General features: G+C 58.2%; 21 protein-coding genes. 7 read left to right on the top strand and 14 right to left on the bottom strand.

The features are described 5' to 3' along the window. Positions 1-213: 213 nt before the first annotated feature. Positions 214-462: a YfhL family 4Fe-4S dicluster ferredoxin gene (locus tag B2A78_RS23660; protein WP_077732513.1), complete on the top strand. Its 249-nt coding sequence runs from the start codon at positions 214-216 to the stop codon at positions 460-462. Positions 463-740: 278 nt separating this feature from the next. Here the strand turns inward: B2A78_RS23660 and B2A78_RS23655 are convergent, their stop codons facing one another. Further along, the gene (locus tag B2A78_RS23655) at positions 741-3,095 is read right to left on the bottom strand and encodes an ATP-binding protein (RefSeq protein WP_240502652.1); all 2,355 of its coding nucleotides are present in this window, start codon (positions 3,093-3,095) and stop codon (positions 741-743) included. A 41-nt stretch (positions 3,096-3,136) separates the two neighbouring features. Then, entirely contained in the window at positions 3,137-3,547 is a 411-nt protein-coding gene (locus B2A78_RS23650) for a hypothetical protein (protein ID WP_077732511.1), read from the bottom strand. Between the two features lie 305 nt (positions 3,548-3,852). On the opposite strand from B2A78_RS23650, the gene gap reads away from it, so the two are divergent. Genes gap through B2A78_RS23635 form a run of 3 tightly spaced genes read left to right on the top strand, consistent with a single transcriptional unit; the run spans position 3,853 to position 7,379 of the window. Next, positions 3,853-4,866, top strand: coding sequence for a type I glyceraldehyde-3-phosphate dehydrogenase (gene gap / locus B2A78_RS23645; RefSeq protein ID WP_077732510.1), 1,014 nt, complete (start codon positions 3,853-3,855; stop codon positions 4,864-4,866). Between the two features lie 18 nt (positions 4,867-4,884). Further along, positions 4,885-6,321 carry a pyruvate kinase gene (gene pyk, locus B2A78_RS23640; protein ID WP_077732509.1) on the top strand — a complete coding sequence of 479 codons (1,437 nt, stop codon included), beginning with the start codon at positions 4,885-4,887 and terminating at the stop codon, positions 6,319-6,321. Positions 6,322-6,380: 59 nt separating this feature from the next. Beyond that, the gene (locus B2A78_RS23635) at positions 6,381-7,379 is read left to right on the top strand and encodes a class 1 fructose-bisphosphatase (RefSeq protein WP_077732508.1); all 999 of its coding nucleotides are present in this window, start codon (positions 6,381-6,383) and stop codon (positions 7,377-7,379) included. 277 nt (positions 7,380-7,656) lie between these two features. On the opposite strand, the gene B2A78_RS23630 is transcribed toward B2A78_RS23635, so the two are convergent. Continuing rightward, positions 7,657-7,905 carry a twin transmembrane helix small protein gene (locus B2A78_RS23630; RefSeq protein ID WP_077732507.1) on the bottom strand — a complete coding sequence of 83 codons (249 nt, stop codon included), beginning with the start codon at positions 7,903-7,905 and terminating at the stop codon, positions 7,657-7,659. Between the two features lie 63 nt (positions 7,906-7,968). Here B2A78_RS23630 and B2A78_RS23625 point away from each other — a divergent pair, with 63 nt between their 5' ends. The 3 genes from B2A78_RS23625 to ftsY all read left to right on the top strand — a co-directional run bounded on the left by B2A78_RS23625 (position 7,969) and on the right by ftsY (position 11,547). After that, complete coding sequence (locus B2A78_RS23625; protein WP_240502651.1) at positions 7,969-8,694, top strand: SURF1 family protein; 726 nt, start codon at positions 7,969-7,971, stop codon at positions 8,692-8,694. A gap of 28 nt (positions 8,695-8,722) precedes the next feature. Next, positions 8,723-9,325: a hypothetical protein gene (locus tag B2A78_RS23620; protein WP_077732506.1), complete on the top strand. Its 603-nt coding sequence runs from the start codon at positions 8,723-8,725 to the stop codon at positions 9,323-9,325. A gap of 209 nt (positions 9,326-9,534) precedes the next feature. Then, positions 9,535-11,547 (top strand): signal recognition particle-docking protein FtsY, encoded by a 2,013-nt coding sequence (gene ftsY / locus B2A78_RS23615; RefSeq protein WP_077732505.1) that lies wholly within the window; start codon positions 9,535-9,537, stop codon positions 11,545-11,547. Between the two features lie 46 nt (positions 11,548-11,593). Here ftsY and gspD read toward each other — a convergent pair whose 3' ends face one another. The 11 genes from gspD to gspE all read right to left on the bottom strand — a co-directional run bounded on the left by gspD (position 11,594) and on the right by gspE (position 22,762). Continuing rightward, entirely contained in the window at positions 11,594-13,915 is a 2,322-nt protein-coding gene (gene gspD / locus B2A78_RS23610) for a type II secretion system secretin GspD (protein ID WP_077732504.1), read from the bottom strand. A gap of 425 nt (positions 13,916-14,340) precedes the next feature. Beyond that, on the bottom strand, positions 14,341-15,021 hold the full coding sequence (locus tag B2A78_RS23605; protein ID WP_077732503.1) for a hypothetical protein: 681 nt from the start codon (positions 15,019-15,021) through the stop codon (positions 14,341-14,343). Positions 15,022-15,024: 3 nt separating this feature from the next. After that, positions 15,025-15,657, bottom strand: a complete 633-nt coding sequence (gene gspM / locus B2A78_RS23600) for a type II secretion system protein GspM (RefSeq protein WP_077732532.1) — start codon at positions 15,655-15,657, stop codon at positions 15,025-15,027. Further along, positions 15,581-16,687, bottom strand: a complete 1,107-nt coding sequence (locus B2A78_RS23595) for a PilN domain-containing protein (protein ID WP_077732502.1) — start codon at positions 16,685-16,687, stop codon at positions 15,581-15,583. Before B2A78_RS23595 ends, gspM begins: the two co-directional genes overlap by 77 nt. A gap of 16 nt (positions 16,688-16,703) precedes the next feature. After that, positions 16,704-17,618 carry a type II secretion system protein GspK gene (locus B2A78_RS23590; protein WP_166642577.1) on the bottom strand — a complete coding sequence of 305 codons (915 nt, stop codon included), beginning with the start codon at positions 17,616-17,618 and terminating at the stop codon, positions 16,704-16,706. Positions 17,619-17,623: 5 nt separating this feature from the next. Then, the gene (locus B2A78_RS23585) at positions 17,624-18,268 is read right to left on the bottom strand and encodes a prepilin-type N-terminal cleavage/methylation domain-containing protein (protein ID WP_077732500.1); all 645 of its coding nucleotides are present in this window, start codon (positions 18,266-18,268) and stop codon (positions 17,624-17,626) included. After that, on the bottom strand, positions 18,268-18,684 hold the full coding sequence (locus B2A78_RS23580; protein WP_077732499.1) for a type II secretion system protein: 417 nt from the start codon (positions 18,682-18,684) through the stop codon (positions 18,268-18,270). The genes B2A78_RS23585 and B2A78_RS23580 overlap by 1 nt, the downstream gene beginning before the upstream one ends. Next, positions 18,674-19,273, bottom strand: a complete 600-nt coding sequence (locus B2A78_RS23575; RefSeq protein ID WP_276205421.1) for a GspH/FimT family protein — start codon at positions 19,271-19,273, stop codon at positions 18,674-18,676. The genes B2A78_RS23580 and B2A78_RS23575 overlap by 11 nt, the downstream gene beginning before the upstream one ends. 6 nt (positions 19,274-19,279) lie before the next feature. Then, positions 19,280-19,717, bottom strand: coding sequence for a type II secretion system major pseudopilin GspG (gene gspG, locus B2A78_RS23570; protein WP_077732498.1), 438 nt, complete (start codon positions 19,715-19,717; stop codon positions 19,280-19,282). 61 nt (positions 19,718-19,778) lie between these two features. Next, positions 19,779-20,996 carry a type II secretion system F family protein gene (locus B2A78_RS23565; RefSeq protein ID WP_077732497.1) on the bottom strand — a complete coding sequence of 406 codons (1,218 nt, stop codon included), beginning with the start codon at positions 20,994-20,996 and terminating at the stop codon, positions 19,779-19,781. Between the two features lie 5 nt (positions 20,997-21,001). Further along, positions 21,002-22,762, bottom strand: a complete 1,761-nt coding sequence (gspE, locus tag B2A78_RS23560; RefSeq protein ID WP_077732496.1) for a type II secretion system ATPase GspE — start codon at positions 22,760-22,762, stop codon at positions 21,002-21,004. Positions 22,763-23,206 lie beyond the last annotated feature (444 nt).

Raw genomic sequence — 23,206 nt, 5'->3', positions numbered from 1 at the left:
CGAAGGTGTGGGACCAAATCCGCCGGGAGCGGATTGGGACGTGCGGAGCACAAGGCGTAGCCCGAGCCGGCAGGAAGCGGCGAGCACTCGTCATGTACTCAATGCACACTCCGGGCCTTGTGTTGCGGCTCCCATCAGTGGGAGCCGCCCCGAACGGGGCCTGCCTTCGGACCGCTCGCGACGCTTTTGGAACACGTTTTTAGTGAGATTGTTATGGCTCTGATTATTACCGACGAATGTATCAACTGCGATGTGTGCGAGCCGGAGTGCCCGAACGGCGCCATTTCGCAGGGCGAAGAAATTTATGAAATCAATCCGGCGCTCTGTACCGAGTGCGTCGGGCATTTCGATAAGCCGCAATGCATGGAAGTGTGCCCCGTGGACTGCATTCAAAAGGATCCGGATTACTCGGAAGACCGCGATTCCCTATACGAAAAATATTTGGCTTTGACCAAGGGGTAAGGCGCTACACGAAGCGATGCAGGTCCGGATAAGGCCGACCGTTGTTCCAAAATTGAGTTGGTCTGGAACCCCTTTCGATGTCTTTGTCGGCAAAGGATTGCCGACCTACGACTCTCCCGATCCGCATCACTAAACCGCGGTGAAAAATGCACTAGCGGCTTATCCCGGTCCACATCAGACTTAGCGTAGGTCGGCAATCCTTTGCCGACGAATGTGCCCGCTACACTGAGTCGTGTCGAAGGGGCGGCAGCCGTCGTCGGCTCTCGACTTGAAACTCTTTAGAATTTCCGCTCCGCGTGCCTGGCCATCTGCCGCAGCTTGGCCACGGCGAGTCGATTGATGTCCTCGGCCTTTTGCCCGGTCAGCAGTTCCAGGGCCTGATCCACCGAGTTCACCGCATGAACCGCGAACTCGCGGCGGCGGACGGCGTCGACGACGTCATCCTTCAGCATCAAGTTGCGGATGTTGACTTTCGGGATGACGACGCCTTGTCTGCCGGTAAGCCCCCGCGCTTCACACAGGCGAAAGAAGCCCTCGATTTTTTCGTTGATGCCGCCTACCGTTTGTACCTCGCCGTATTGGTTGATGGAGCCGGTGACGGCGAAGGCCTGTGCGAGCGGTATCCCGGTGAGAGCGGAAATCAAGGCGCAAACTTCGGCGAGGGCCGCGCTGTCGCCGTCGACATAGCCATAGGATTGTTCCAGGGCGATGTTGGCGGAGATGGCCAGGGGGAATTCCGTGGCATATTTGTGGCCCAGATACCCGGAAAGAATCATGATGCCTTTGGAATGTATGGCCTGCCCCAGTTCGGCTTCGCGTTCGATGTCCACTACGCCGCGGCTGCCGGGATAAATGGTGGCGGTGATGCGCGCCGGCATGCCGAACCGCACGTCCCCGATTTCCAGTATGGTCAGGCCGTTGATCCTGCCGACCGAGTCGCCGTCGGTGTTGATCAGAATGGTGTCGTTCATCATGTCTTCCAGCAGAATCCGGCTGATGCGTCCGAGCCGTTCTTCCTTGGCGGCCAAGGCTTTTTGGATATGCCGTTCGGCGATTGTCTCTGCGCCTTCCTGCCCACGGAATTGCTCCGCCTCGGCGACCAGTTCGAACACATCGTGCACGCGCGCGGAAAAGCGCTCCTGGTGTTCCGCCTCCCGTGCGCTGAACTCGATCAGCCGGGCGACGGCATCGGCCGTTATGGGCTTGAACCCGTCGGCTTCGGCATGGGTTTTGATGAGCCGCGCAAAATCCAGAACCGATGCGGACGTCAGCGGGATATCGTCGTCGAACTCCGCGAGAACCCGGAACAGTTCGTTGAACTCCGGGTCCATGGACTGGAGCAGGTAGTAAAGTTCGCGAGAGCCGACCAGAACGAGCTTGACGGACAGCGGGATCACGTCCGGATCGAGTGTCGGAGCGACGGAGGGTTGCTCTTCGGCGGGAAGCTCGATCTTGATTTGCCGGGTCTTGAGCGTTCGCTTCAAGGTCGGCCAGACGTGGGGCTCGGCGAGCAACTTTTCGGCCTCGATGATCAAATAGCCTCCGTTGGCCTGGTGCATCGCGCCCGGATAAATCAGGCGGTAATGCGTGGTCAGGGTGCCTTGCTCGCTGATGTATTCGAGGCGTCCGAACAGGTTGGGGTGATTGGGATTTGCCTCGTAGATCACGGGCGCCCCGATATCGGGGCCGTGGCTGACCAGCAGCCGCGGGGCGTATTGGGTGATCAGAACGGCTCGTCGTGTTGATTCTTCATGCGCCTCATGGCCTCGGTCTTCGGCCAAGTGTTCCGCGACCACGCGAGGCAGGTTGCGGCGTATGTCGGCCAGATACTGGAGTATCGCCGGCAGGTCGGCATACTTTTGATGCAGGCCGGCCAATAGGGGCTCTATGGCTTCGTCGATGGTGGAGGCATCGAGCTGTCGCTGCCGGTTGATGCTTTCGCGCTTCCATTGCGGCATTTCCGAGAGGAGTTCGTTGAGATAGTCCTCCAAATCCCGGACGTGGCTGTGAAAGCTGGACTTTTCGGTATCCGGCAAGGCGGCGAAGTCGTCTTCGTCGGCGGGCTTGCCGTTAACCAAGGGACTGAACACTACGGTGTCGCCGTCGCGGAAAAGGGCGATCTTAAGGTCTTTCGCGCGCCGTTCGACTTTGTCGACCGCTTGGTTGTAACGTTGCTTGACCTCCCGATCTATGGCCGTTTTGCGCCTTTGATAAGCCGGATTCTCGAAGGCAGCCGGAAAGGTTGCGAGCAGATTGTCGACCAGCATTTCGATATCGGCGAGCAAGGATTTTCCCTGGCCCGGCGGAAGTTGCAGGGCGAAAGGCTTGCGCGGGTCGTCGAAATTGTTGATATAGGCCCAGTCGCTCGAAGACGGCCGCTCCTTGGCTCGCGCTTTGAGGTAATGGGTCACCAGCGAAAGCCGTCCGGTTCCGGCTTCGCCCATCACGTAGATGTCGTAGCCCGGTCTTTGCATGGCGACGCCGAAGGCGATGGCGGTCTGCGCCCGGCTCTGTCCCAGCATGCCGCGAAAGGATTCCAGGTCCTCGGTTGTGGCGAAGGGCAGTTCCTCCGGTCGAATGCGAGCTTTGAGAGCTGCGGGAGGAAGCCCGGACATTCCGTAAGAGTTCGTCATCGGGGATATGCTGGCAGCGGTATTTTTTGGCGGTCGGAAAGCTATTTCAACGGAACGATCTTGGCTTCCGATGTGGAAGCACTCCGCATTTTCCGGTCCATCTGCTGTAGTGCGCGCGGAAATTCGCTTTGGATGCGCGGCATGATCTTCAGTGAGTCTTCGGTGTAATAAACCGCGTCGTAAGGGACCGGCTGGTCCAGGGCGCTGCGCTCCGAAGATCGAAAATTCTGCCAGGCGAGCACGATATTGCTGCGGGAAACGGCGCCATCCAGAAAGACGGTTTCCTCCGGATCGATCACGGCCAGATACTGCATGCTGCGGATAGGGACGAACAAAGCCTTTTCGCCGCTTCGATAAAGCAGGGTTCTCGACCGGTTGTAAACGACGGCGGCCAGATTGCGCCTTTCCCGCTTGAGCTCTCGGGTACGATAAAAGATTTCTTTCGTGTACATCTCGCCGCCCTCGCAATAGGTTCCAGCTTACGCTAACGCTTAGCCCGGCCAGTTTCAATCATCTGGAATACAAAGTGTGAGTTTGCTATATTCGAAGGCCAGACTTGTCAAGAAAGCCGGGATGTAAGCACTGCTGGCGTCCCACTTCTGGTATGGATTTAGTGGAAAGCCCCGGCATGTCGAGTCAGTTCTCACTCTCCGTTCCAAGTGCCAGCGTGAACGCGTCCGGACGAGGTCAGTCCAATTCAAGAATCATAAAAGACCATCTCATCAGCACCGTTACCCTTTGAGTTTGGAGAAAAACTATGACGATAAAAGTTGCTATCAACGGATATGGCCGTATTGGGCGAAATATCCTGCGGGCGTTGTACGAGTCGCGACGGACCGGGGAAATTCAAATCGTAGCGATTAACGATCTGGGCGACGCCAATACCAACGCGCACTTGACCAAATACGATACGGTACACGGACGCTTTCCGGGAGAAGTTTCGGTAGATGGCGACTACATGATCGTCAACGGCGACCGGATACGCGTGTTTGCCGAGCGGGATCCGGCCAAGTTGCCCTGGCGCGATCTGGGCATCGATGTCGTCCACGAGTGCACCGGCATATTCACCTCCAAGGCCAAGGCATCGGTCCATCTCGAAGCGGGGGCGAAGAAAGTGATCATCTCGGCACCGGGGGGAGAAGACGTGGACGCTACCGTCGTTTACGGCGTCAACCATCAGACTCTGAAGGCAACCGATACGGTGATTTCAAACGCCTCCTGCACGACCAACTGCCTGGCGCCGCTGGTCAAGCCTTTGCACGAGGCGATCGGTGTTCAGCACGGTCTAATGACTACGATCCATTCCTACACCAACGATCAGGTGCTGACTGACGTTTACCACAAGGATCTGCGTCGCGCCCGGGCCGCCACGCAATCGATGATTCCCACCAAGACCGGCGCCGCGGCGGCGGTCGGATTGGTACTGCCCGAATTGGCCGGCCGGCTGGACGGTTTCGCGATTCGAGTCCCGACCATCAACGTTTCGCTGGTCGATCTCACTTTCGTCGCGTCGCGCAAGACCAGCAAGGACGAGGTCCACGAGATCATGCGCAAGGCCTCGGAAGGCTCGTTGAAGGGGATTCTCGGTTACAACGACCTGCCCTTGGTATCCATGGATTTCAATCACGATGCCCGCTCCTCGATTTACGAGGCGACCCTCACCAAGGTCATGCAGGGCAACATGGTCAAAGTACTGGCCTGGTACGACAACGAGTGGGGCTTCTCCAACCGTATGTTGGATGCCACGGTGGCTTTGATGGAAGCTAGCTAGACACGAACGATTAATTAAATGAGACGAACCAAGATCGTAGCGACTTTGGGACCGGCGACCGACGATCCGGCCATTTTGGAACGGGCCATAAGAGCGGGCATTGATGTCGTCCGGCTCAATTTTTCCCATGGCGACGCCGAAACTCACAAGAAGCGCGCCGAAGCGGTGAAGGCGATCAGCCGCAAGCTGAATCGGCATGTCGGCATTTTGGTCGATTTGCAGGGACCCAAAATCCGGATCGCGCGTTTCCAAGGGGACGGCAAGGTTCATCTTCGGGAAGGCGCGCGCTTCGATCTCGACACGGCTCTCCCCCCGGACCAAGGCGACGAACGTCAGGTCGGGTGCCTGTATTCCGATCTTCCCAAGGACGTGAAGCCTGGCGACGTTCTGTTGCTGGACGACGGCCGCATCGAATTGGGCATCGACAGGATAGAAGGCTCGCGGATCGTCTGCCGGGTGGTCGTCGGGGGCGAGTTGTCCAACCACAAGGGCATCAACAAACAGGGCGGCGGCTTGTCCGCCGCCGCGCTGACCGACAAGGACAGGGAAGACATCAACACGGCCGCCGAAATCGATGCCGATTACCTCGCCGTATCCTTTCCGCGATCCGCCTCGGATATCCGTGAAGCGCGGGACTTGCTGCGCGCCGCCGGGGGAGAGGCGGGGATCGTGGCCAAGATCGAGCGCGCCGAGGCCCTGGAGCCGGGCGTGATCGAGTCCATCGTCGATGCATCCGACGCCATCATGGTGGCGCGCGGCGATCTCGGGGTGGAAATCGGCGATGCCCAGTTGCCGTGGGTCCAGAAAGATCTGATCAAGCTGGCGCGAAGCCGGGACCGTGCGGTCATTACGGCCACGCAAATGATGGAATCCATGATCCACAGCCCGATGCCGACTCGTGCGGAGGTGTTCGATGTGGCCAATGCGGTGATCGATGGCACCGATGCGGTCATGCTTTCCGCCGAAACGGCCAGCGGCAAATATCCGGACAAGGCGATCGCGGCGATGGTCCGGATATGCAAGGAGGCCGAACTGCACCCGCGGGTTCGGCAGTCCACCCATCGTATCGACGAGACGTTCGACTACATCGACGAAGCCATCGCGATGGCGTCCATGTATATCGCCAATCACTTGCCGGTTAAGGCGATCGGCGCGCAGACGGAATCGGGATCGACGCCGCTGTGGATGTCGCGCATCAGTTCCGGCATCCCGATTTACGCATTGACCCAGCACGAAAAGACCTGCCGCAAAGTGACTCTCTATCGCGGCGTTTATCCCATCAGCTTTTACAGCACGACATCCGACCATGCGGTGCTGAACCGGGAGATCATCAACGAATTCCTGAGCCGCGATCTGGTCAAGCCGGGAGACCTGGTCATCCTGACCAAAGGTGATCTTACCGGCGTGCGCGGCGGTACCAACGCCTTGAAGATTGCCCGAGTCGGCGCCGTATAGCGTGCGGGCCGCCGTTCGGGGCTGTCGACTCCTGCTTTTTTCGTCATGAGGGAGAAAACATGAACGGCGACTATTTGACGCGATTTCTCATCCACGAGCAGCGCAAAAATCCGAACGCCACGGGCGAGTTCACCATGCTGCTCAGCGATATCGCGACCGCCTGCAAAGCGATTGCGCACGAGGTGAATCGCGGTGGTCTGGCCGGCAATCTCGGTATCGCGGGTTCGGAAAACATCCAGGGCGAAGCGCAGAAGAAACTGGACGTGATCTCCAACGAGCTTTTTATCCGATCGCTGGAGTGGACCGGCCATCTCGCGGCGATGGCGTCGGAGGAAAACGACGAAATCATCCCGATTCCGCCGAGTTATTCGAGGGGCAAATATCTGATTTGCTTCGATCCTCTGGATGGGTCATCCAATATCGATATCAACCTGACGGTCGGTACGATCTTTTCCATCCTTCGGGCGCCCGAAGGCCGGGACAACCCAACCGAGGCGGATTTCCTCCAGCCGGGGACCAAGCAAGTCGCCGCAGGTTTCTGTACCTACGGCCCGACCACCCTGATGGTGCTGACGACCGGCAACGGCGTGAACGGCTTTACCTTGGACCGGGATGTGGGGGAATTCGTTTTGACGCATCCCAAGATGCGGATTCCCGAGGAAACCTCCGAGTTTGCCATCAACATGTCCAATCAGCGCTATTGGGAAGAACCGGTCAGGCGTTATATCGAGGAATGTCTCAAAGGCAAGGACGGTGGCCGGGAGAAGAATTTCAACATGCGCTGGGTGGCGTCTATGGTCGCGGAGGTTTACCGCATTTTGACCCGGGGCGGCATCTTCATGTATCCCTACGACACCCGCGACGCCAGCAAGCCGGGCAGGCTGCGCTTGATGTACGAGGCCAATCCGATGAGCTTCATCGTCGAGCAGGCGGGAGGGGCCAGTTCGACCGGGCGCCAGCGGATCATGGACATCGAGCCTGCCGGCATCCATCAGCGCGTCCCCGTGATTTTGGGATCAAAAGCGGAAGTCGAGCGGGTGGTGTCTTATCACCTGTAATCTATCGGTAGGCATTCATCTCTCCCTCTGGGACGTGGCAGAAACAAGGTTCCGATTCATGTTTCTGGCGTAGGGTGGGTTAGGCCGCGAGGCCGTAACCCACCGAGCGACCTCGAATCGGTGGGTTACGCTCCGCTAATCCACCCTACAGTCTACGGCCAGCCAAAATCCATAGACTGCGAAATCCCTAATTCATGCCTGCGCCGGGTATCATAGTGTTGTTGAGACGATGCGAGAATGCGCGCGGCGAACACGCGTTGCGCATCCGCTCCGGCGATTAAGGCTGCCGCAAACCTTCGGTTTGCCCTTGGTTTCCCTGCTGGACTTTAGGAAGGCCGTGGGGATGCAGAAGGCCGAAGCGGTAAGCCAATAGCAATAAGATGAACAGGCCGATGGATAAGCCGATGCGCACCGTCAAGGCTTTGACCGTTCGGGGAGAACGGGTGCGGTCCTTGACGAGATAAACCAGGGCCGTGCCTAGGCTTCCGACGATGACCAGGAGGAGCAGAATGATGAGAACTTTCACAACTAGATTGTCTTTTAGTTTGAGGTGGTGCGGGCACCGGATGTTTTCACCCGGAGGTGGCGATTGCGCGATTATAGCTTCAAACCGGGGCTGACTGCTTCGCTGATAGCGATCATGGTCCTTCCCCTGTTCATTTCCTTAGGCGTTTGGCAGTTGCATCGAGCCGACGAAAAAAAAAGCTTGATCGCATTGCATCAGCAGCGGATGCAAGATGAACCGCTGACCTTGGGTGCCGAAGAACCGAACTTGGAGGATGTTCGATACCGGCGAGTCATCGTTTCCGGGGAGTACGACGTGGAACATCAATTCCTATTGGATAACCAGGTCCACCAGCAGAGCCCCGGATATCACGTATTGACTCCTCTGCGCATTGCCGGAACGGACTCGGCGGTCTTGGTGAACCGCGGCTGGATACCCATGGGTGCAAGCCGAGCCGAACTGCCCGATGTGGATATTCGTCAGGCTAGCGTACAAATCGCCGGCTCGGTGGACCGCTTTCCGGGCGTTGGTTTAAGGCTCGAAGGCGCTGAAATACCCGCGGCTGGCTGGCCGGCCGTGGTCCAGGTCGTCGATCCTGAACGCATCGGCGAGCGGTTGGGCTACACGGTCCTTCCCTATCAGGTTCTGGCGGATGAAACGGTGGACGAAGCTTACATCCGGGCTTGGAAGGAAACCCACCTCGATCCCGGAAAGAACCTGGGATACGCGCTTCAATGGTTTCTGTTCGCGTTAATCGGCCTGGTGTTATATGTTCGCCACGGCGTCAAATTACAGCCTCGAAGGCAATAATTTCCCTAATTTTTCACCCATTCTTCCCATGTCTACCGCAAAGAACTCTCTGTGGCGAAATCGCGCCCTGATCATTTTTATCGCCCTAATATCCATTATTCCTTTCGGGCTGGCTTGGTACTACGCCAAGAATCCGCAGCTGATCACCAAGCGCAGCAACTACGGCAGCCTGATCCAGCCGCCGAGCCCTATCGATTACGGCGAATTGCTCGCGCACCCCGTCCGTGGAAGCGAGCTATTGTCGGAGATCAAAGGTCGCTGGGTGATGCTCCACGTGATTCCGGATAGGTGCGGCGACCCTTGCGCGGAAACGATTCATAAGACCAAGCAGATCCGGCTCATGCTGAACAAGGAAATTCCGAGGGTGCGCCGTTTGCTGCTGCTCGGAAACGATTCCGCCGCCGCCGATCTCGCTCCCGTGCTCAATGACGATGAAACCTTGCTGGTGGCGGTGACGAGCGGGGCGTTATCGCAGAAATTGGCCGCCGTCGTCGGAAAGCCTTTGACCGAGGACATGGTGATTCTGATCGATCCGTTCGGGAATGCCGCGCTATGGTACGACTCCGGGTTCGATCCTTACGGCATGCTCAAGGATTTAAAGCATTTGCTTCGCGCATCCCAGATCGGCTGAATCGGATGCCCAAGCCTTCGAAACATTCTCCGATGCGGTTTAGCGCCCTGGTAGGTCGGGAATCCTTTTCCGACGCCGCGGGTTGACAAACCGTTTTCGTCGGCAAGGGATTGCCGACCTACGGTGGTGAAAAATGCTCTAAAGCAGAACCTTTAATCGTTCCGGATCGTCGTGCTGGAACCTCGAAACGACAATAACAAAGTGGGACTATGTTCAGAAATCTAACGCTTTTTTCCCTGGTTCTCGCCTTCTTTGTCATGGCGATGGGAGCCTATGTCCGCATTTCGGATGCCGGGCTAGGGTGTCCGGATTGGCCCGGCTGCTACGGAAAGATGATCGTCGAAGAGCCGCAAATCGCCGAGGCGTTGCGGCAGACGCCGTTCGACGCGGCCAAAGCCTGGAAAGAAATGATTCATCGCTATCTTGCCGGAGCCTTGGGCGTTTCGGTTTTGATACTGGCGGGACTCGTATTCCGGGTGCGGGAAAACCGGGGCAAGGCGATCGCATTGACTTACGCAAGCCTTGCCCTGGTGGTCGGACAAGCGCTACTCGGCATGTGGACGGTGAAATTCCTGGTCATGCCAGCGATCGTCACGGCCCATCTGATGGCGGGGTTCGTGACGCTTGCCCTGTTGTATTGGTTATACCGCACGGTGAGTCCGCAGATTCTGCCGGTCGGGGACACCCGTTGGCTGCGCCGCTTGAGCGGTTTTTCTTTGCTGTTGTTGTTCGCGCAGATTTTTCTGGGCGGATGGACATCGTCCAATTACGCTGCGCTGTCCTGCCCCGATTTCCCCACGTGCATGGGTTCGCTGTGGCCGGATGCCGATTACGTCGACGGCTTTACGCTTTGGCGGGGTACCGGTCCCGAGTATCAGAGAGGCGGATTGCCGCTGGACGCCCGCATCGCCATCCATTGGGCGCACCGTATCGGAGCCGTCGCAGTATTTCTGGTCCTCAGCCTGTTGGCCATGGGCATTACCTCGAATCGTAAGGTGCCCCACCTGAGCAAGGCCGGTGTGCTCCTCAGCTTTTTGCTGCTGGCGGAGATCAGCTTGGGGATCGCAGCGGTGCTGCTGCGCCTGCCGGTCGCCGTGGCGGTCGCGCACCATGCCGTGGCCGCGCTGCTTTGGCTGAATGTGCTCCATGCCTATCTTTATCTCCGCCTGCCGCGCCGAGTCGAAGCCGAAGAGCCCGCGCGCGAGGAAGCCGTCGAGCGCATCGGTGTCGCGCCGCCTGCCGAGGTCTTGCCGCCGGTCGTCCCGCCGGTTCCCGTCGAAAAGGTGCCTGCGCGGCCCACGCCGGAGGGCATGTTCGTTCGGCTCAAAAGCCAGCTCGGGAAAACCCGCAGCGGTCTGACCGGATTTCTGGGTACGCTGGCGCTCGGCAAGAAGGCCATCGATCGCGACGTCTTGGAAGACATCGAGTCCCAATTGCTCATGGCCGACGTCGGCGTGACGGCGACTCAGGACATTATTCGCCATCTGACGGAAAGTCTGGAGCGGGATCAGCTAGCCGATGTCGGCACCTTGGCGGCCAGCCTCCGCGAATATTTATACGATGTCCTGCGGCCCGTCAGCGTTCCGCTCAACATTCCGGCCGAGACTCGGCCGTTCGTGATCCTGGTCGTGGGCGTGAACGGCGTGGGCAAGACCACGACCATCGGCAAACTCGCCAAACGTCTTCAAAACCAAGGCCACAGCGTCATGCTGGCGGCCGGCGATACTTTCCGTGCTGCGGCGGTAGAGCAGTTGCAGACCTGGGGCGAGCGGAACAACGTCCAGGTGATCGCCCAACATACCGGGGCCGATTCGGCTTCGGTCATCTACGACGCGGTGCAGGCGGCCCAGGCGCGGGGCGTCGACGTGCTCATCGCCGATACCGCGGGACGTCTCCACACGAAATCGAATCTCATGGAGGAACTCAGCAAGATCAAGCGCATCATGGGCAGGCTGGACGAGACCGCGCCGCATGAGGTGCTCTTGGTGCTCGATGCGAGCACCGGCCAGAATGCGATTTCCCAAGCCAAGCTGTTCAACGAAGCGGTCGGGCTGACGGGCATCGCGCTCACCAAGCTCGACGGTACCGCCAAAGGCGGCGTTATTTTCGCCTTGGCCAAGCAGTTCGGGCTGCCCATCCGGTTCATCGGGATCGGCGAGGGCATCAATGATTTGCAGGATTTCGATGCGCGGAAATTTGTGGATGCTCTTTTTGCAGAGTAAGGCGGCGTAACCGCGCCGGAGCGTTTACCGCCGCCGATTACTCCGATCAGCGCGCGGGACGAGGAGGTTCTGCCGGTGCAGGCTTGGCCTCGTACAAGCCGGTCAGTTTGCGGCGAAACTCGTTGGTGATGTTCCTGATCTTGTCCCGGTTTTCGACGACGCGCGGGGTGAGCAGTATCACGAGTTCGGTGCGCCGCTTCGTTTTGCTGGTCGACCCGAATAAGGGGCCAATCCAGGGAAGCTTGTACAGTATCGGGATGCCGGTTCTATTCTGCTCCGCATTTTCGCTGATCAATCCTCCCAACGCGATGGTGTCTTCGCTCCTGACTGCGATGCTGCTCTTGATCTGCCTTTGGAAGAACGAGGGCGATCGGGTGTCTCCGAATGAGGCTTCACCTACGTCATCCACACTCTGCTCGACGTCCAGAGTGACCAGTCCGCCCGCGTTGACCCGAGGCCTGATGTTCAAGTTGACGCCCGTGTCGCGATACTGAATTTGGCTCGTGACGATGGGGTTGGTCGCGGCGCCGGCAGTAGTCGGGACGGATGAGGCGGTCAGGATCGGTACCTGGGTGCCCACCTTGATGGTTGCTTCTTGATTGTTGAGAACCATCAACGAAGGCGAGGACAGGACGTTCAGTTTGCGATCTCTCGCCAAGAGATCGAGCATGACCCGGATATCTCTGGAGGCGGCTACCAAGGAATAAGTAAATCCCCCTGCCAATGCCGCCTCCTGCAGCACTTCGGCGAGTGGATTGCGGAGTACGGCCGCTCCCGAGCCGTGCTGGATGAACCATCTGAGTCCGTACCGTAACTCGTCATCCAGAGTCACCTCGACGATAGACGCATCGATCAGAACCTGCAAAGGAGTCACGTCCAAAGCTTTGATGACTGCCTCGATCTCCTGGTATTCCTGGGCTTTGGCGATGATGATCAGGGCATTGTTCGAGGGATCGGCAACGATGCGCATTTCGCCGAACTCGGCGACGGCGGAGCGGCGTGCTTGTCGGGTGCCGTTGGCGCCTCGCCTGCCGGTGACCCCGCTTATTCCCGTGCCCGTGCCGATACCGGTGCCTGTTCCCAATCCGCCGGTTCGGCGAGTACCGCCCGTCGTTGTGCCGCCGATCGTATCGCTTCCGGTCGTGGAGCCGAAGCCACGGGTAGGTTGCGATGTCCCGGTAGTACCGAACGAAGATCCGTCCTGATCGCCAATGCCGCCCGCCGCACCGGCGCCGAACGCACCGATTTCCGTACCTGTCATTCCCGGGCTTATAGAAGGTCTGGGCGCTCTCCGCTGCGCAACTCCCTCGCCGAAAATACCGCTGAGGGTTTCGGCCAATTCCACGGCATCCACGTTCTGCACCCGATAAACGTGAATTCCACCCACTCGCGTGGTGCTATAGCGGTCGAGTCTTTCCACCCAGGTTTCCACTTCGTCCAAATAATGCGGTTGGGGAGTCACCGCCAAGATGGCGTTGAGCCGTTCGATGGGCAATAAGCGGACTACACCGGCCAGAGGTCCTTTGGCCGTGTCGCCCAACACTTTGTCCAGCTCTTGCGCTATCGTCGAAGGTTCGACGTTTCGAAGCGGATAAAAGCCGACCGACATGCCGCGCATGAAATCCACGTCGAAGAGGCGGATCGTATCGAGCACGCCTTCCAATTCCTCTCCGGTGCCGGCGAGTACCAGGATATTTCGGGTCTCATCGGCGCGGATGATGGACTTGGGCGGCATCATCGGTTCGATGACCTTTTGCATTTCCTGCACGCCCACGTAGCGCAATGGTACGACCCGCAACTGATAGCCGGAGGGGAGCGCCTGGCTGGGTACGCCGAGCCGGGCACCGGGAGCGTTGATCGTCGCCGTGGCGTCCGGTTCGATGCGGTACAGGTTTTGGTCGCGAATCAGTACTGCGCCGTTCATTTTGAGCAGCATTTCCAGCGTGGGGATCAGCTCCGCATCGGTAAGGGGACGCGCTGTCTGGAGGCTTACTTTGCCTGCTACCTTGGGGCTAAGCACGTAATTGACTCTCAGCATATCGCCCAGTATGACCTTGGCCACCTCGCCCAAGTCGGCATCGTCGAAATTAAGCGTGTATTTTCCCTCTTTAGCGGGCCGCCTTTCGGCAGGCGCTCCGGGGCCGATCAAACCGCCGGTGGCAGGGTAGTACTCGGGAGGCCTGACGGGCTGCGCCTCCAGGGGTTCGGTTTGGATAGGCGTAATCTCCGCTTCGGTCTTTTCGGTATCGATGGCGAGATTTGCCGGCAATTCAGGCTTTGTCGCAGCAGGTCCCATGTATTCGCATCCGGAGAACCCCAAGGCAACCACCAGCGGTGCAACTATGAATCGATTTGTTGTTTTGCGCATGGACTCTTTTCGTTTTTGATGTCTGGTCGTCAGTCTATCTAAAGCATTGTTTTGCAGGATGCGGTGAATACCCGAACCGCATTCTACGATTTATCACCATGATTCAACACGAATGACTACTCGGTAAAATCTCGAAAAATCGCCATTCCGGCATCTTTCGAGCAGAAAAGTGAAAGCAAAGGTTTCTTTCTCTCCCCGGATAAGACGCAGCACGTCGACCACTTGCAACGACTCCGCCCTCCATGAAGGCAGCTGAAGCAGAGCATACCGGATGCGCTCCAGGAAAGAACCGCCATCTGATCATGGCTACAGCCATTGGTGACACCGGAACGGGAAGCTTTCCTCTTTGCATCAAAAAAGCCTCATGAGTGGATTTTTCACGCCCTCATGAGACTCGGTATTCCTAATCGCTGAAGATATTGTTACTACTCTACGCCTTCGGCTTCTTCCTCAGCCGTTTCCTCTTCCTCTATGACTTCGGGTTCTTCCTCTGTTTCTTCAACCGCCGGAGGAGGCGGAGGCGCAGGCGGACGTGTCGCCGGCCTCGGAGGTGATGGCTGCTGCGGGACTTGCTGAGGCTGTCCTGGTGTCGCCTGAGCGGGTGCAGTCTTGGGTTTGGGTTTGAGCAGCATCAGCTCTCGTTGTTCGTCGTCACGTTGCAGCGTTACTTTATCCGGGGCGAACTCGACCAATGTCCAACCTTCGATCGAACCGTTTTTCTTCAAGCGTTTGTACTTGCCTTTGGCGTCTACCAGGAGGGCAGTCTTGTCGGTCGGAGTGAAAGCGATCCCCATCAGCTTCACGGTCAGAGGCATATCCGGTGTCGCCGTAGCCGTTGTTTCCCCTCCTTCCGCTCCGGGGCGGCGGCCTTCCATGAATAACGGGCGCTCGACGATCGTTTCGTATTCCTGAATGTCGGGCAGTTCGAAATCTTCGGCGTCGACCGGCTCGGTTGCTTCCTGACTCGCGGCTTTTTCCGAAGGTGTCGCCGCGATCGATCGCTTGTTTTTCAACACCGCCGATTCGACGGCGACGCCGATGAGCAGCACACTTGCAATGCCGGCCAAAATCAAACTGAGTAAATTGTCGCGGGCCCACTTGGTCATGGCTTAATTGCCCTGCATGTAACCGATAACGTCAAAGTCCACGCTCAGCTTATCGACCGGCTGGGACTGCTTGGTCGCCGGATTGCGCGGCATCCGAATCGGCCGGATATTGATGTTCTCCACGAACAGCATGGGCTTCGAGGTCTCGATGCTGTGCAGAACATCCCGCAATACGTCAGTGCTGCCGTTGACACGTATCTTGACGGCGATTCGCGTGAAATTTTCTTCCTTCCGCTCGGGGATCACCTGGGTGCTGGTCAGCTCGCCGCCGGCTTGGCTTACGATCTCTTTGACCATCGACTGCAAATCGGCGGAAGCCAAGGCCGCAGTATCGCGCGCAATAAAGCGCTCGTCCTGCTGTCCCGCGGCTTTGATCTGTTCCAGCTTGGCGAGCAGCTCGTCCTTTTCCGCGGCGACTTTTTGATAGCGTTGCAGACGAAACCGTAAATCGTCGACGGTTTCGCCGTACTCCCGGGCAAGATCGACCAGCGGGGCAATCGCCACCACATAAAGCAGGGCGATGGCACCGACTAGGATTCCTAGGGCCAGGAGCTGCGGTTTACTCAGTTGCAGCCGGTTTTTCAGAAAACCTCCCGTTGACGACTTCGCTGGCGATTTGAAAACGTTCCAATCCACTGGCCATGTCTTTTGTCACCGGCGACACAAAACTGGTATTTTGAAAGAACGGCGATGCTTCTATCAGCCCGATCAAGGCCGAAGCGGATGGTGACTGTCCTTGTACGACCAGCCGGTGATCCCGGTACTGCAAGCCGTTGAGCCAGGTTTGATCGGGCATGACGTCGGTCAGCTCCTTGAGCATGTCCACCATGGCCGGCTCGGTACGCTTCTTCTGCTGAAGAAATCTCGTCTGGTGCACCAAATCCTCTACTTGTTGGCGCAAGGATTCGACTTCCTTGGCGGTCTTGCTGGCCTTTTTCACTTCCTGTTCCAGGTCCAGTGCGATCGATCGATTGGTCCAGATCGGCAGAACTCCCAGCGTGATCAAGAGCGATGCGATCAAAGCGGCAAGTGCCAAATTGATTCTGTATGGCCAAGGATTGCGTGGCGGCCGGTACTGCTCGGGCAATAAATCGTACGCCCCGATCGGGGAGTCGCCCGCCGCATCGACGACGTCCGGTCGCCATCCCCAAACCGCCAATTCTTCCAGCAAGGCATCCAATTTGTTGCGGGGCGCCAATACCAGTTCCGCCTTGATCTGCCGATTCGTCGGCGACCGCTCCAGCAGGCGCGCCGAGTAATAAACTTGATCGCTCTTGAATGGCGTCAGGCGATCCATTTCAAATGCCGCCACCTGATTCAGGTTTTCTTCGGCCGCCAACGGAAGCTTTAACGATTTCCGCAAGCACTGGCCTGGCGTCAAGCGCAGGATTGTTTTTGCCTCGGCCAGCGTCGGCATGCTTTCTATGAGGCGTTCCCGTTTTTGGCTGCCGCTCTCGTCCAAGCTGAAATAGCCGAGCGGGCGGTCTTCTTCATCGTTGTGGTAGACCGCATTCACGCCATCGTCATCCTTGGTCAATATCAGATATTCACTGGATGCACCGAGAAGTTTTCTCAATTTCGCCGGCACGAGAAAGGACAATTCGCCGCTCCACCAGCGGAAGAATCTTGCGGCATCGAGATTGATCGGCGTATCGAGTTTCAGCATGTGTACTGCATGTGTGCTATTGGTCGAGCGCTACGCCGACTGTCTGCGGTTTCCATCTCAGGAAAACGAAAGGGCTTCCCCCAGGGCGTCTCGCTTCCCGTCGGATGACGGCCATAGCCGGCGGATCGGAATGGTTTCGCGATATCGGGCGGGCGAGAATCGTGTAAACCGAATCCCCGGTCGAGTGGAACCGAATTCCGGGAATGGCGGGAAGCGGAGGAGGTGGTGTATTCCCGGTTCCGCTCTCACGGGCGGCGAGAAAGCTGTCCACCGCCTGGCTGTTTCCGTCGGTCAGGGCCAGTAAAACAGTTATCGAGGCCTTTGCCGGGTTGACGCCATCGACGTTATTGTAGACTGTGAAAAAGGGCTCCAATTTTTGGTATAGCGACGGTGTAATTCCCAAAACGCCGCGGAGTTCTTCCAGTACGAGAAAATTACGGTTTTGCGGCATCTGATCCAGCCCGGCGGCGCGGTATTCGGCGGACTCGGCCCCACTGAGACGCTTTAGGTCATCGCTGTCGCGCCAGTCGAAAATGGCATCGGCCAATTTTACCGCCTGATCTTCGTCTTGGGTCACTTTGGTCAATATAGTCCGTAGTGTCGATTCTCGGGCGGCGTTGAGATCGATTTTTCCTGCCTCGTCGTAAATGCGTACTTCGATGGGAACGCCGCCCAATGCCAGTCGATAAGGAGTGCCGTCCGCGCGCCATCGCTGCGCCGCATTCGGCAAACTCAGCATGAACATGGCGTAATGTATGCCGCCGTCGGATAAGGCAACCGCCTTGGCGCGTTCCCGGGAATTGGTCACCAATGAGGTTTCCCGCTGGGTCGACAGCGCGAAACTGCCCGCCATGATGGTCATCAAAGCCAGTATCCAGAGCACCAAAATCAGGGCTACGCCTTGCTGTCCCGTTCGTGCGTGAAACGCCATAGGCATTATCGGTGAGTTCGCAGCGCGATCACTAAAGGAGGCCAGGGTTCTTCATGCTCCGGTTCGATTTGCACTTGAATCAGCATCGGCAACTGAGACTGCTGCCATTCCGGCAGCCAAGTCGAATTGCTTGTTTGAGCGGTCTGGAGATTTTCCGGCAGGTAGGACAATTTGATTTGATCCAGATTTTCCAGCAGCAATACATCTTCGATCGGCTCGGCCGCTACGGTGGCTTCGCGCGAATTCGGGTTCGAGACGTACGGCCGCATGGCGACCTTCAGATCGTTATGTTGCCCGTCCCTAGCGACATACAATCTGAATCGATATAGACCGCCGGCCTTGACCTGCGGCGGCATTGTCGAAACATATTCGAGCCAATCCTCTCCGCCTCTCAAGGAAATGGCGACGCCTTCGGACTCTTCCATCTCGACCAGAGGCAAAGCGCTTCCGATGTGGTTGCGCAAAAAATTCTCCACGAGGAAAAGCCGGCTTGCCCGCGCCATTTTGTCCTCGCCGCTGTCCCAACTGGTTACCCCGATACGCAAACTGCCGAATAACAAAAGCATCATGACGCCGAGCAGAGTCGTGGCGATGAGTACCTCGATCAGAGTGAAGCCGGCGCTGGTCCGGTGCTTATGCGCGGTCATCATCAAAAACTGCTGATTCCTGCTGCTTTGTTAGGCAGCAGCCTGAGTGTCGTAAGCTCGAAGAAGCGGGGTTCATCGCCTTCCTCCCATTCTATGCTGAGATCCACCTGATAGGGCGCGACAGGCAAGTTCTCGGCAAACGGGATCTGTTCCTCCCCTTGATAGGGGGTTACGCGCATAGTCCAACGAAAAATCGCGTCGATTTCGCCGCTCGTTTCGCCCGGCTGCAAAGGGGTCTCCAAGTCGGCAGCCGCAAGCAGCGATTCGGAGATCACGACCGCGCGAGCGTACTTGTCGGCGAGTCCCGAGATTCGTCCGGCGCCGCCGAAAATACGGAGCAGCACGCCCAAAGCCAGAGCCAGGATGGCGAAAGCGACCAGGATTTCGAGCAAGGAGAATCCGCGTTGTTTAGTCTTCACGGATTACGACCTCCCCGGTGAGCCAATTCACGTCCACCAGGCGCTTTTTCCCGGCCGCCTCCAAGGTCACCCGCCCGCCGGTCGAGGAGCCGTCCGGGAAGAAACGGATATTGCCGATTCCTTCGTCTCCGGCTTCCCTCTCGGCGGTGTAAAGGCTGAGGCGGACGCTGTCGGGCAGTGAAAAATGTTTTCGGCGACCGCTGACCCGGTAGGCTTTGCGGTTCACGTCGAGCTCGAATGTTGCCTCGCGCGCTCCGCTGAGCGCCTGTCCGCGTGCATAGCGCAGGCCGGACGCGATATCCCGCGTGGCAGCCGTCAGCTGGGCACGGTTCAGAAGCGGCGTGACGTTCGGTACCGCCACCGCCGTCAGTGCGGCGGCTATAGCCAGCGCCAACAGCATCTCCAGCAACGTGAATCCGCCCGACCGTGAGGGGCCGCGGGCTTCGGCTCGGAACCTTGCGTGCGGACGCCGAACCTTGTGTTTGACCGCGCGAACGGGGTACCTCAGGCTATCGAGTTTTCGGTGCGCAAATGGATTTCTCGCCTGCTGCAGCGTCTTTTTTTCAAGCCCGAGGCATTCGAAGAACACGCCTTTCTATTCCCAGCTTACGATATCCTGGTCCTCGCCTTCGCCGCCCTCGGCGTTGTCGGCCCCCAGGGTGAAAAGATCGAATTTTCCGTGCTGGCCGGGCGAAGCGTAATGATAAGGATTGTTCCAGGGATCGACCGGGACCCTTTTCTTGCGGAGGTAAGGGCCGTTCCAGATTTTGGCGTTGCTCGGTTGCTCGATGAGCGCTGCGAGTCCCTCGTCGGTGGCCGGGTAGCGGCCCACATCCAACCGGTACATGTCGAGCGCGGAAGAGAGTTCCTCGATTTGCAGCTTGGCGGTTTTGGTCTTGGATTCTCCCAGGTGCTTGACGACCTGAGGCCCGACCAAGCCGGCCAGCATGCCGATGATGGCCAGTACGACCAAGAGTTCGATCAGGGTAAAACCGCGCTGAGCGCGGCCATGATGATGTCGATGTTTTTGCATAAGAGTACGAATCATAAGTAAAACGGAATCAGGTAAACGGGTGGATGGTATAAAAACCGTGTTAAAAAGCGAGGTCATTGACGCTCAGGATCGCCATCAAAATCGAGATGATGATTCCGGCGATCATGAGACCTAGGCCAACGATTAACACGGGTTCCAGCAGAGCCAGCATACGCTGTACGGAAATCTTGATCTCCTTGTCGTAAGTGACCGCGACCCGTTCCAGCATCTCGGCCAAATGGCCGGATTCCTCGCCCAGCTTGATCATCTGCATGGCCAAGGTCGGAAACAGACCGCTCTCGATCAGGGGCGCCGACAGGCTTCCGCCTCTTTTGAGGCTTTCCACGGCTACTCCGACTCCGTCGACGATCACTCGATTTCCGAGCGTCTCCCTGACGATGGTCAGGGCCGCCAGCATGGAGACACCGTTGGCGAGCAAGGTCGCCAAAGTGCGGCTGAAACTGGCGACTTCCAGTTTGCGGATCAGGTCTCCTACCAAAGGCAGGTTCAACAACCGGGCATCCCACACCTGGCGACGCTCCTGGTCCGCGAACTGATACCGAAAATAGCTGGCGATGCCCGCGATCAGCATCAGAAGCACCCACCAGTAGGATTGCAGTCCCTCTGCCACGCCGATTACGATTTGAGTCGGCACCGGAAGTTCCTTGCCGGCGGATTCGAACATTTCGGTGAACTGCGGAACCACGAAGGTCAACAGGAGCAACAACGACAAAACCGCCATGGTGACCAGGATGGCGGGATAAATCAGCGCGGTGGTGACCGTATCGCGGAGCTCCTTGGATCGTTCCAGATAATCCGACAAGCGCTCCAACACCAGTTCCAGCGCGCCGCCCGCTTCGCCGGCACGGATCAAATTGATATAGAACCGCGAGAAAACGCCGCCCTGTGCTTCCAGAGCGTCGGACAGCTGCGCGCCGCCCTTGACCGAATCCAGCACTTTGGCGATCAGACCGTTCAAGGCCGGTTCGTTCGCGGTCAGTTCGAGCAGCACGGTCAGCGCACGATCGAGCGGCAGCCCGGCGTGCAGCAGGGTCAGCAGTTCGCGCGTGAACAAGGCGATCTGTTTCTGGGAAATCCGGTTCTTGCTGCGCTTGAGGCTCAACCAGGCGAACGGCCGCGATTTCGCCGGCGCTACCCGAATCGGCAAGAATCCTTCGTTTTGCAGGGCCAGGATCAAGGTGGCTTCGTCGGCGGCTTCGCGCTCCGCTTCCACCGTTTCTCCATCCCGATCCACGGCCTTGTAGACGTAAAGAGCCATAATCCTCAGCTATCCGAAGTGACGCGCAAAACTTCCTCGATCGTGGTCAGGCCCATGACGGCCTTGCGCAAGCCGTCTTCGTACATGGTGTACATACCCTCCTGCAGGGCAAGTTCCTCGATCTGCCGCGACTGGGCATGGCTCATCACCAGACGGCGGATACCGTCGCTCATGACCAAGAATTCCTGGATTGCAAGGCGTCCGCGATAGCCGGTTCCGTCGCACTGCTCGCAGCCTTTGGGGTGATGGAGGACCACCGGACCATCGGCGAACCTCGCCAGCCTCATTTCTTCCACCATCTCGGCCATGGCGGGATAGGGCTCGCGACAATTCGGGCAGAGGCGGCGCACCAGGCGTTGACCCAGGATGCCGTTCACGGTGGAGGTGATGAGATAGTCCTCCAAGCCCATGTCCATGAGGCGGGTTACGCCGCCCGCGGCGTCGTTGGTATGCAGCGTCGACAACACCAAATGGCCGGTAAGCGCCGATTGCACGGCGATGCGAGCCGTTTCCAAATCGCGCATTTCGCCGATCATGATGACATCCGGGTCTTGCCGGACGATCGAGCGCAGGGCGTTGGCGAAAGTCAGTCCGATCTGGGGCTTGGTCTGGATTTGGTTGACGCCCTCCAGCTGATACTCCACCGGATCTTCGACCGTGATGATCTTGCGCTCGGGCGTATTGAGCTTGTGCAGCGCCGTGTACAGCGTGGTGCTTTTGCCGCTGCCGGTGGGGCCCGTTATCAGGATGATGCCGTGGGGAAGCGCCAGCACGTTCAGGAATCGCTCGAGCATGGCTCCCTCGAAGCCGAGGGACGAAAAATCGAAGACGATGCTTTCCTTGTGCAGGAGACGAATGACGACGCTTTCACCGTACATGGTCGGTACGGTGGAGACGCGCAAATCCAGCTCCTTGCCCTGCACCTGGAGCTTGATGCGTCCGTCCTGGGGCAGGCGGCGCTCGGCGATGTTGAGTTTGGCCATGATCTTGATGCGCGAAATTACGGCCGCGGTGGATCTGACCGGCGGAGCTTCCACCTCGCGCAGCACGCCGTCGACCCGGAAGCGGACCTTGAGCCGCTGTTCGAACGGTTCGACGTGAATATCGGAGGCGCGCGACTCCACCGCCCGCTGCATGATCAGATTGACCATGCGGATTACCGGCGCTTCGGAGGCCAGGTCCTTGAGGTGCTCCACATCGGCCTCGTCGATTTCCTCGTCGCTGCCGAGGTCCTCGACAATCTGGCCCATCAGGGTCTTTCCGGAACCGAGTTGCTGTTCGAGCGCTCGGTCGATTTCGGACGGCAGTCCCACATACGGCCGCACGGGTTTTTCGCAGGCCAGGGCGAGGGCGGCCAATAGATCGCGATCGAACGGATCCGCCACCGCAACGATGAATTCATTATCTTGGGCGGCTATGCCGACTACGTGATTTTCCTTGAGAAAACGGATGGCTACGGTATCGGGAAGCGGCGAGGTATCGGGATAGTCCGCGGGCGACACCAGGGGCAATGACCCGACCTCGGCCAATATTTCCGCGGTATCGCGCTCGGACACGATGCCGAGCCTGGCCAGAAGCGCGGGCAGCTTCTGCTCGTCGGCTTGCGCCGCCAAGCGTTTTGCGCGGTGGATCTCCGCCTCGCGCACCTTCCCGCGCCTGACGAGTTCATCGGCAAAACGCTCGTACGGGTGTTCCTCAATGGATTCCGCGTAGGTTGCCGGCGGATTTAGCTGTTGCGGTGCAATGGCCAAAGTCTTTTCTCGCATAAAGCAAAGCGCCTTAGACCTAAAAAGATCTAAAAGTGCCGGATCGGAACCGAAATATTTAATTTCTCAGCAGAAATCGAAGGGAATATTACACTAAATCGCCAATAACAATCGGTTTGCCGATATCCTTGGGCGAAATCCCAGCCGTTTTCGGCTTGCTCGGCGACAGTTGGTCCGAGTTTTTTCATTGATTTGACCAAGTGCGGTAAGAGTCGTTGCATGCCGGACCCTCTATGGTCGTGCCATAGGTCTTTTATCGGCGAAGGATGAAAAGCGGCGTTGCCCGGCAATCCGGGCGACGCGATATCGGATCGGCGGAGAAACGTACTCGTCCCACTTGAGCCGTGACCTCGACTGGGTTCGGCGCAGGCGGCCGATACCACGCGATGCCGGTTAGTGAAGATGACTAAGATCACCCCGGCAGGGAATGACGGCTTAACTTAA

It is taken from the genome of Methylocaldum sp. 14B (genome assembly GCF_002005105.1).
Taxonomy (GTDB): domain Bacteria; phylum Pseudomonadota; class Gammaproteobacteria; order Methylococcales; family Methylococcaceae; genus Methylocaldum.
The sequence above is the reverse complement of the archived record's forward strand: the minus strand, read 5'-3'. Positions and strand labels throughout refer to the sequence as shown.

Bases quoted from the DNA above. Each gene is read 5' to 3' on its own strand.
- B2A78_RS23660 (WP_077732513.1), top strand. From the start codon at position 214: ATGGCTCTGATTATTACCGACGAATGTATCAACTGCGATGTGTGCGAG.
- B2A78_RS23655 (WP_240502652.1), bottom strand. From the start codon at position 3,095: ATGACGAACTCTTACGGAATGTCCGGGCTTCCTCCCGCAGCTCTCAAA.
- B2A78_RS23650 (WP_077732511.1), bottom strand. From the start codon at position 3,547: ATGTACACGAAAGAAATCTTTTATCGTACCCGAGAGCTCAAGCGGGAA.
- gap (WP_077732510.1), top strand. From the start codon at position 3,853: ATGACGATAAAAGTTGCTATCAACGGATATGGCCGTATTGGGCGAAAT.
- pyk (WP_077732509.1), top strand. From the start codon at position 4,885: ATGAGACGAACCAAGATCGTAGCGACTTTGGGACCGGCGACCGACGAT.
- B2A78_RS23635 (WP_077732508.1), top strand. From the start codon at position 6,381: ATGAACGGCGACTATTTGACGCGATTTCTCATCCACGAGCAGCGCAAA.
- B2A78_RS23620 (WP_077732506.1), top strand. From the start codon at position 8,723: ATGTCTACCGCAAAGAACTCTCTGTGGCGAAATCGCGCCCTGATCATT.
- ftsY (WP_077732505.1), top strand. From the start codon at position 9,535: ATGTTCAGAAATCTAACGCTTTTTTCCCTGGTTCTCGCCTTCTTTGTC.
- gspD (WP_077732504.1), bottom strand. From the start codon at position 13,915: ATGCGCAAAACAACAAATCGATTCATAGTTGCACCGCTGGTGGTTGCC.
- B2A78_RS23605 (WP_077732503.1), bottom strand. From the start codon at position 15,021: ATGACCAAGTGGGCCCGCGACAATTTACTCAGTTTGATTTTGGCCGGC.
- B2A78_RS23595 (WP_077732502.1), bottom strand. From the start codon at position 16,687: ATGCTGAAACTCGATACGCCGATCAATCTCGATGCCGCAAGATTCTTC.
- B2A78_RS23590 (WP_166642577.1), bottom strand. From the start codon at position 17,618: ATGGCGTTTCACGCACGAACGGGACAGCAAGGCGTAGCCCTGATTTTG.
- B2A78_RS23585 (WP_077732500.1), bottom strand. From the start codon at position 18,268: ATGATGACCGCGCATAAGCACCGGACCAGCGCCGGCTTCACTCTGATC.
- gspG (WP_077732498.1), bottom strand. From the start codon at position 19,717: ATGCAAAAACATCGACATCATCATGGCCGCGCTCAGCGCGGTTTTACC.
- B2A78_RS23565 (WP_077732497.1), bottom strand. From the start codon at position 20,996: ATGGCTCTTTACGTCTACAAGGCCGTGGATCGGGATGGAGAAACGGTG.
- gspE (WP_077732496.1), bottom strand. From the start codon at position 22,762: ATGCGAGAAAAGACTTTGGCCATTGCACCGCAACAGCTAAATCCGCCG.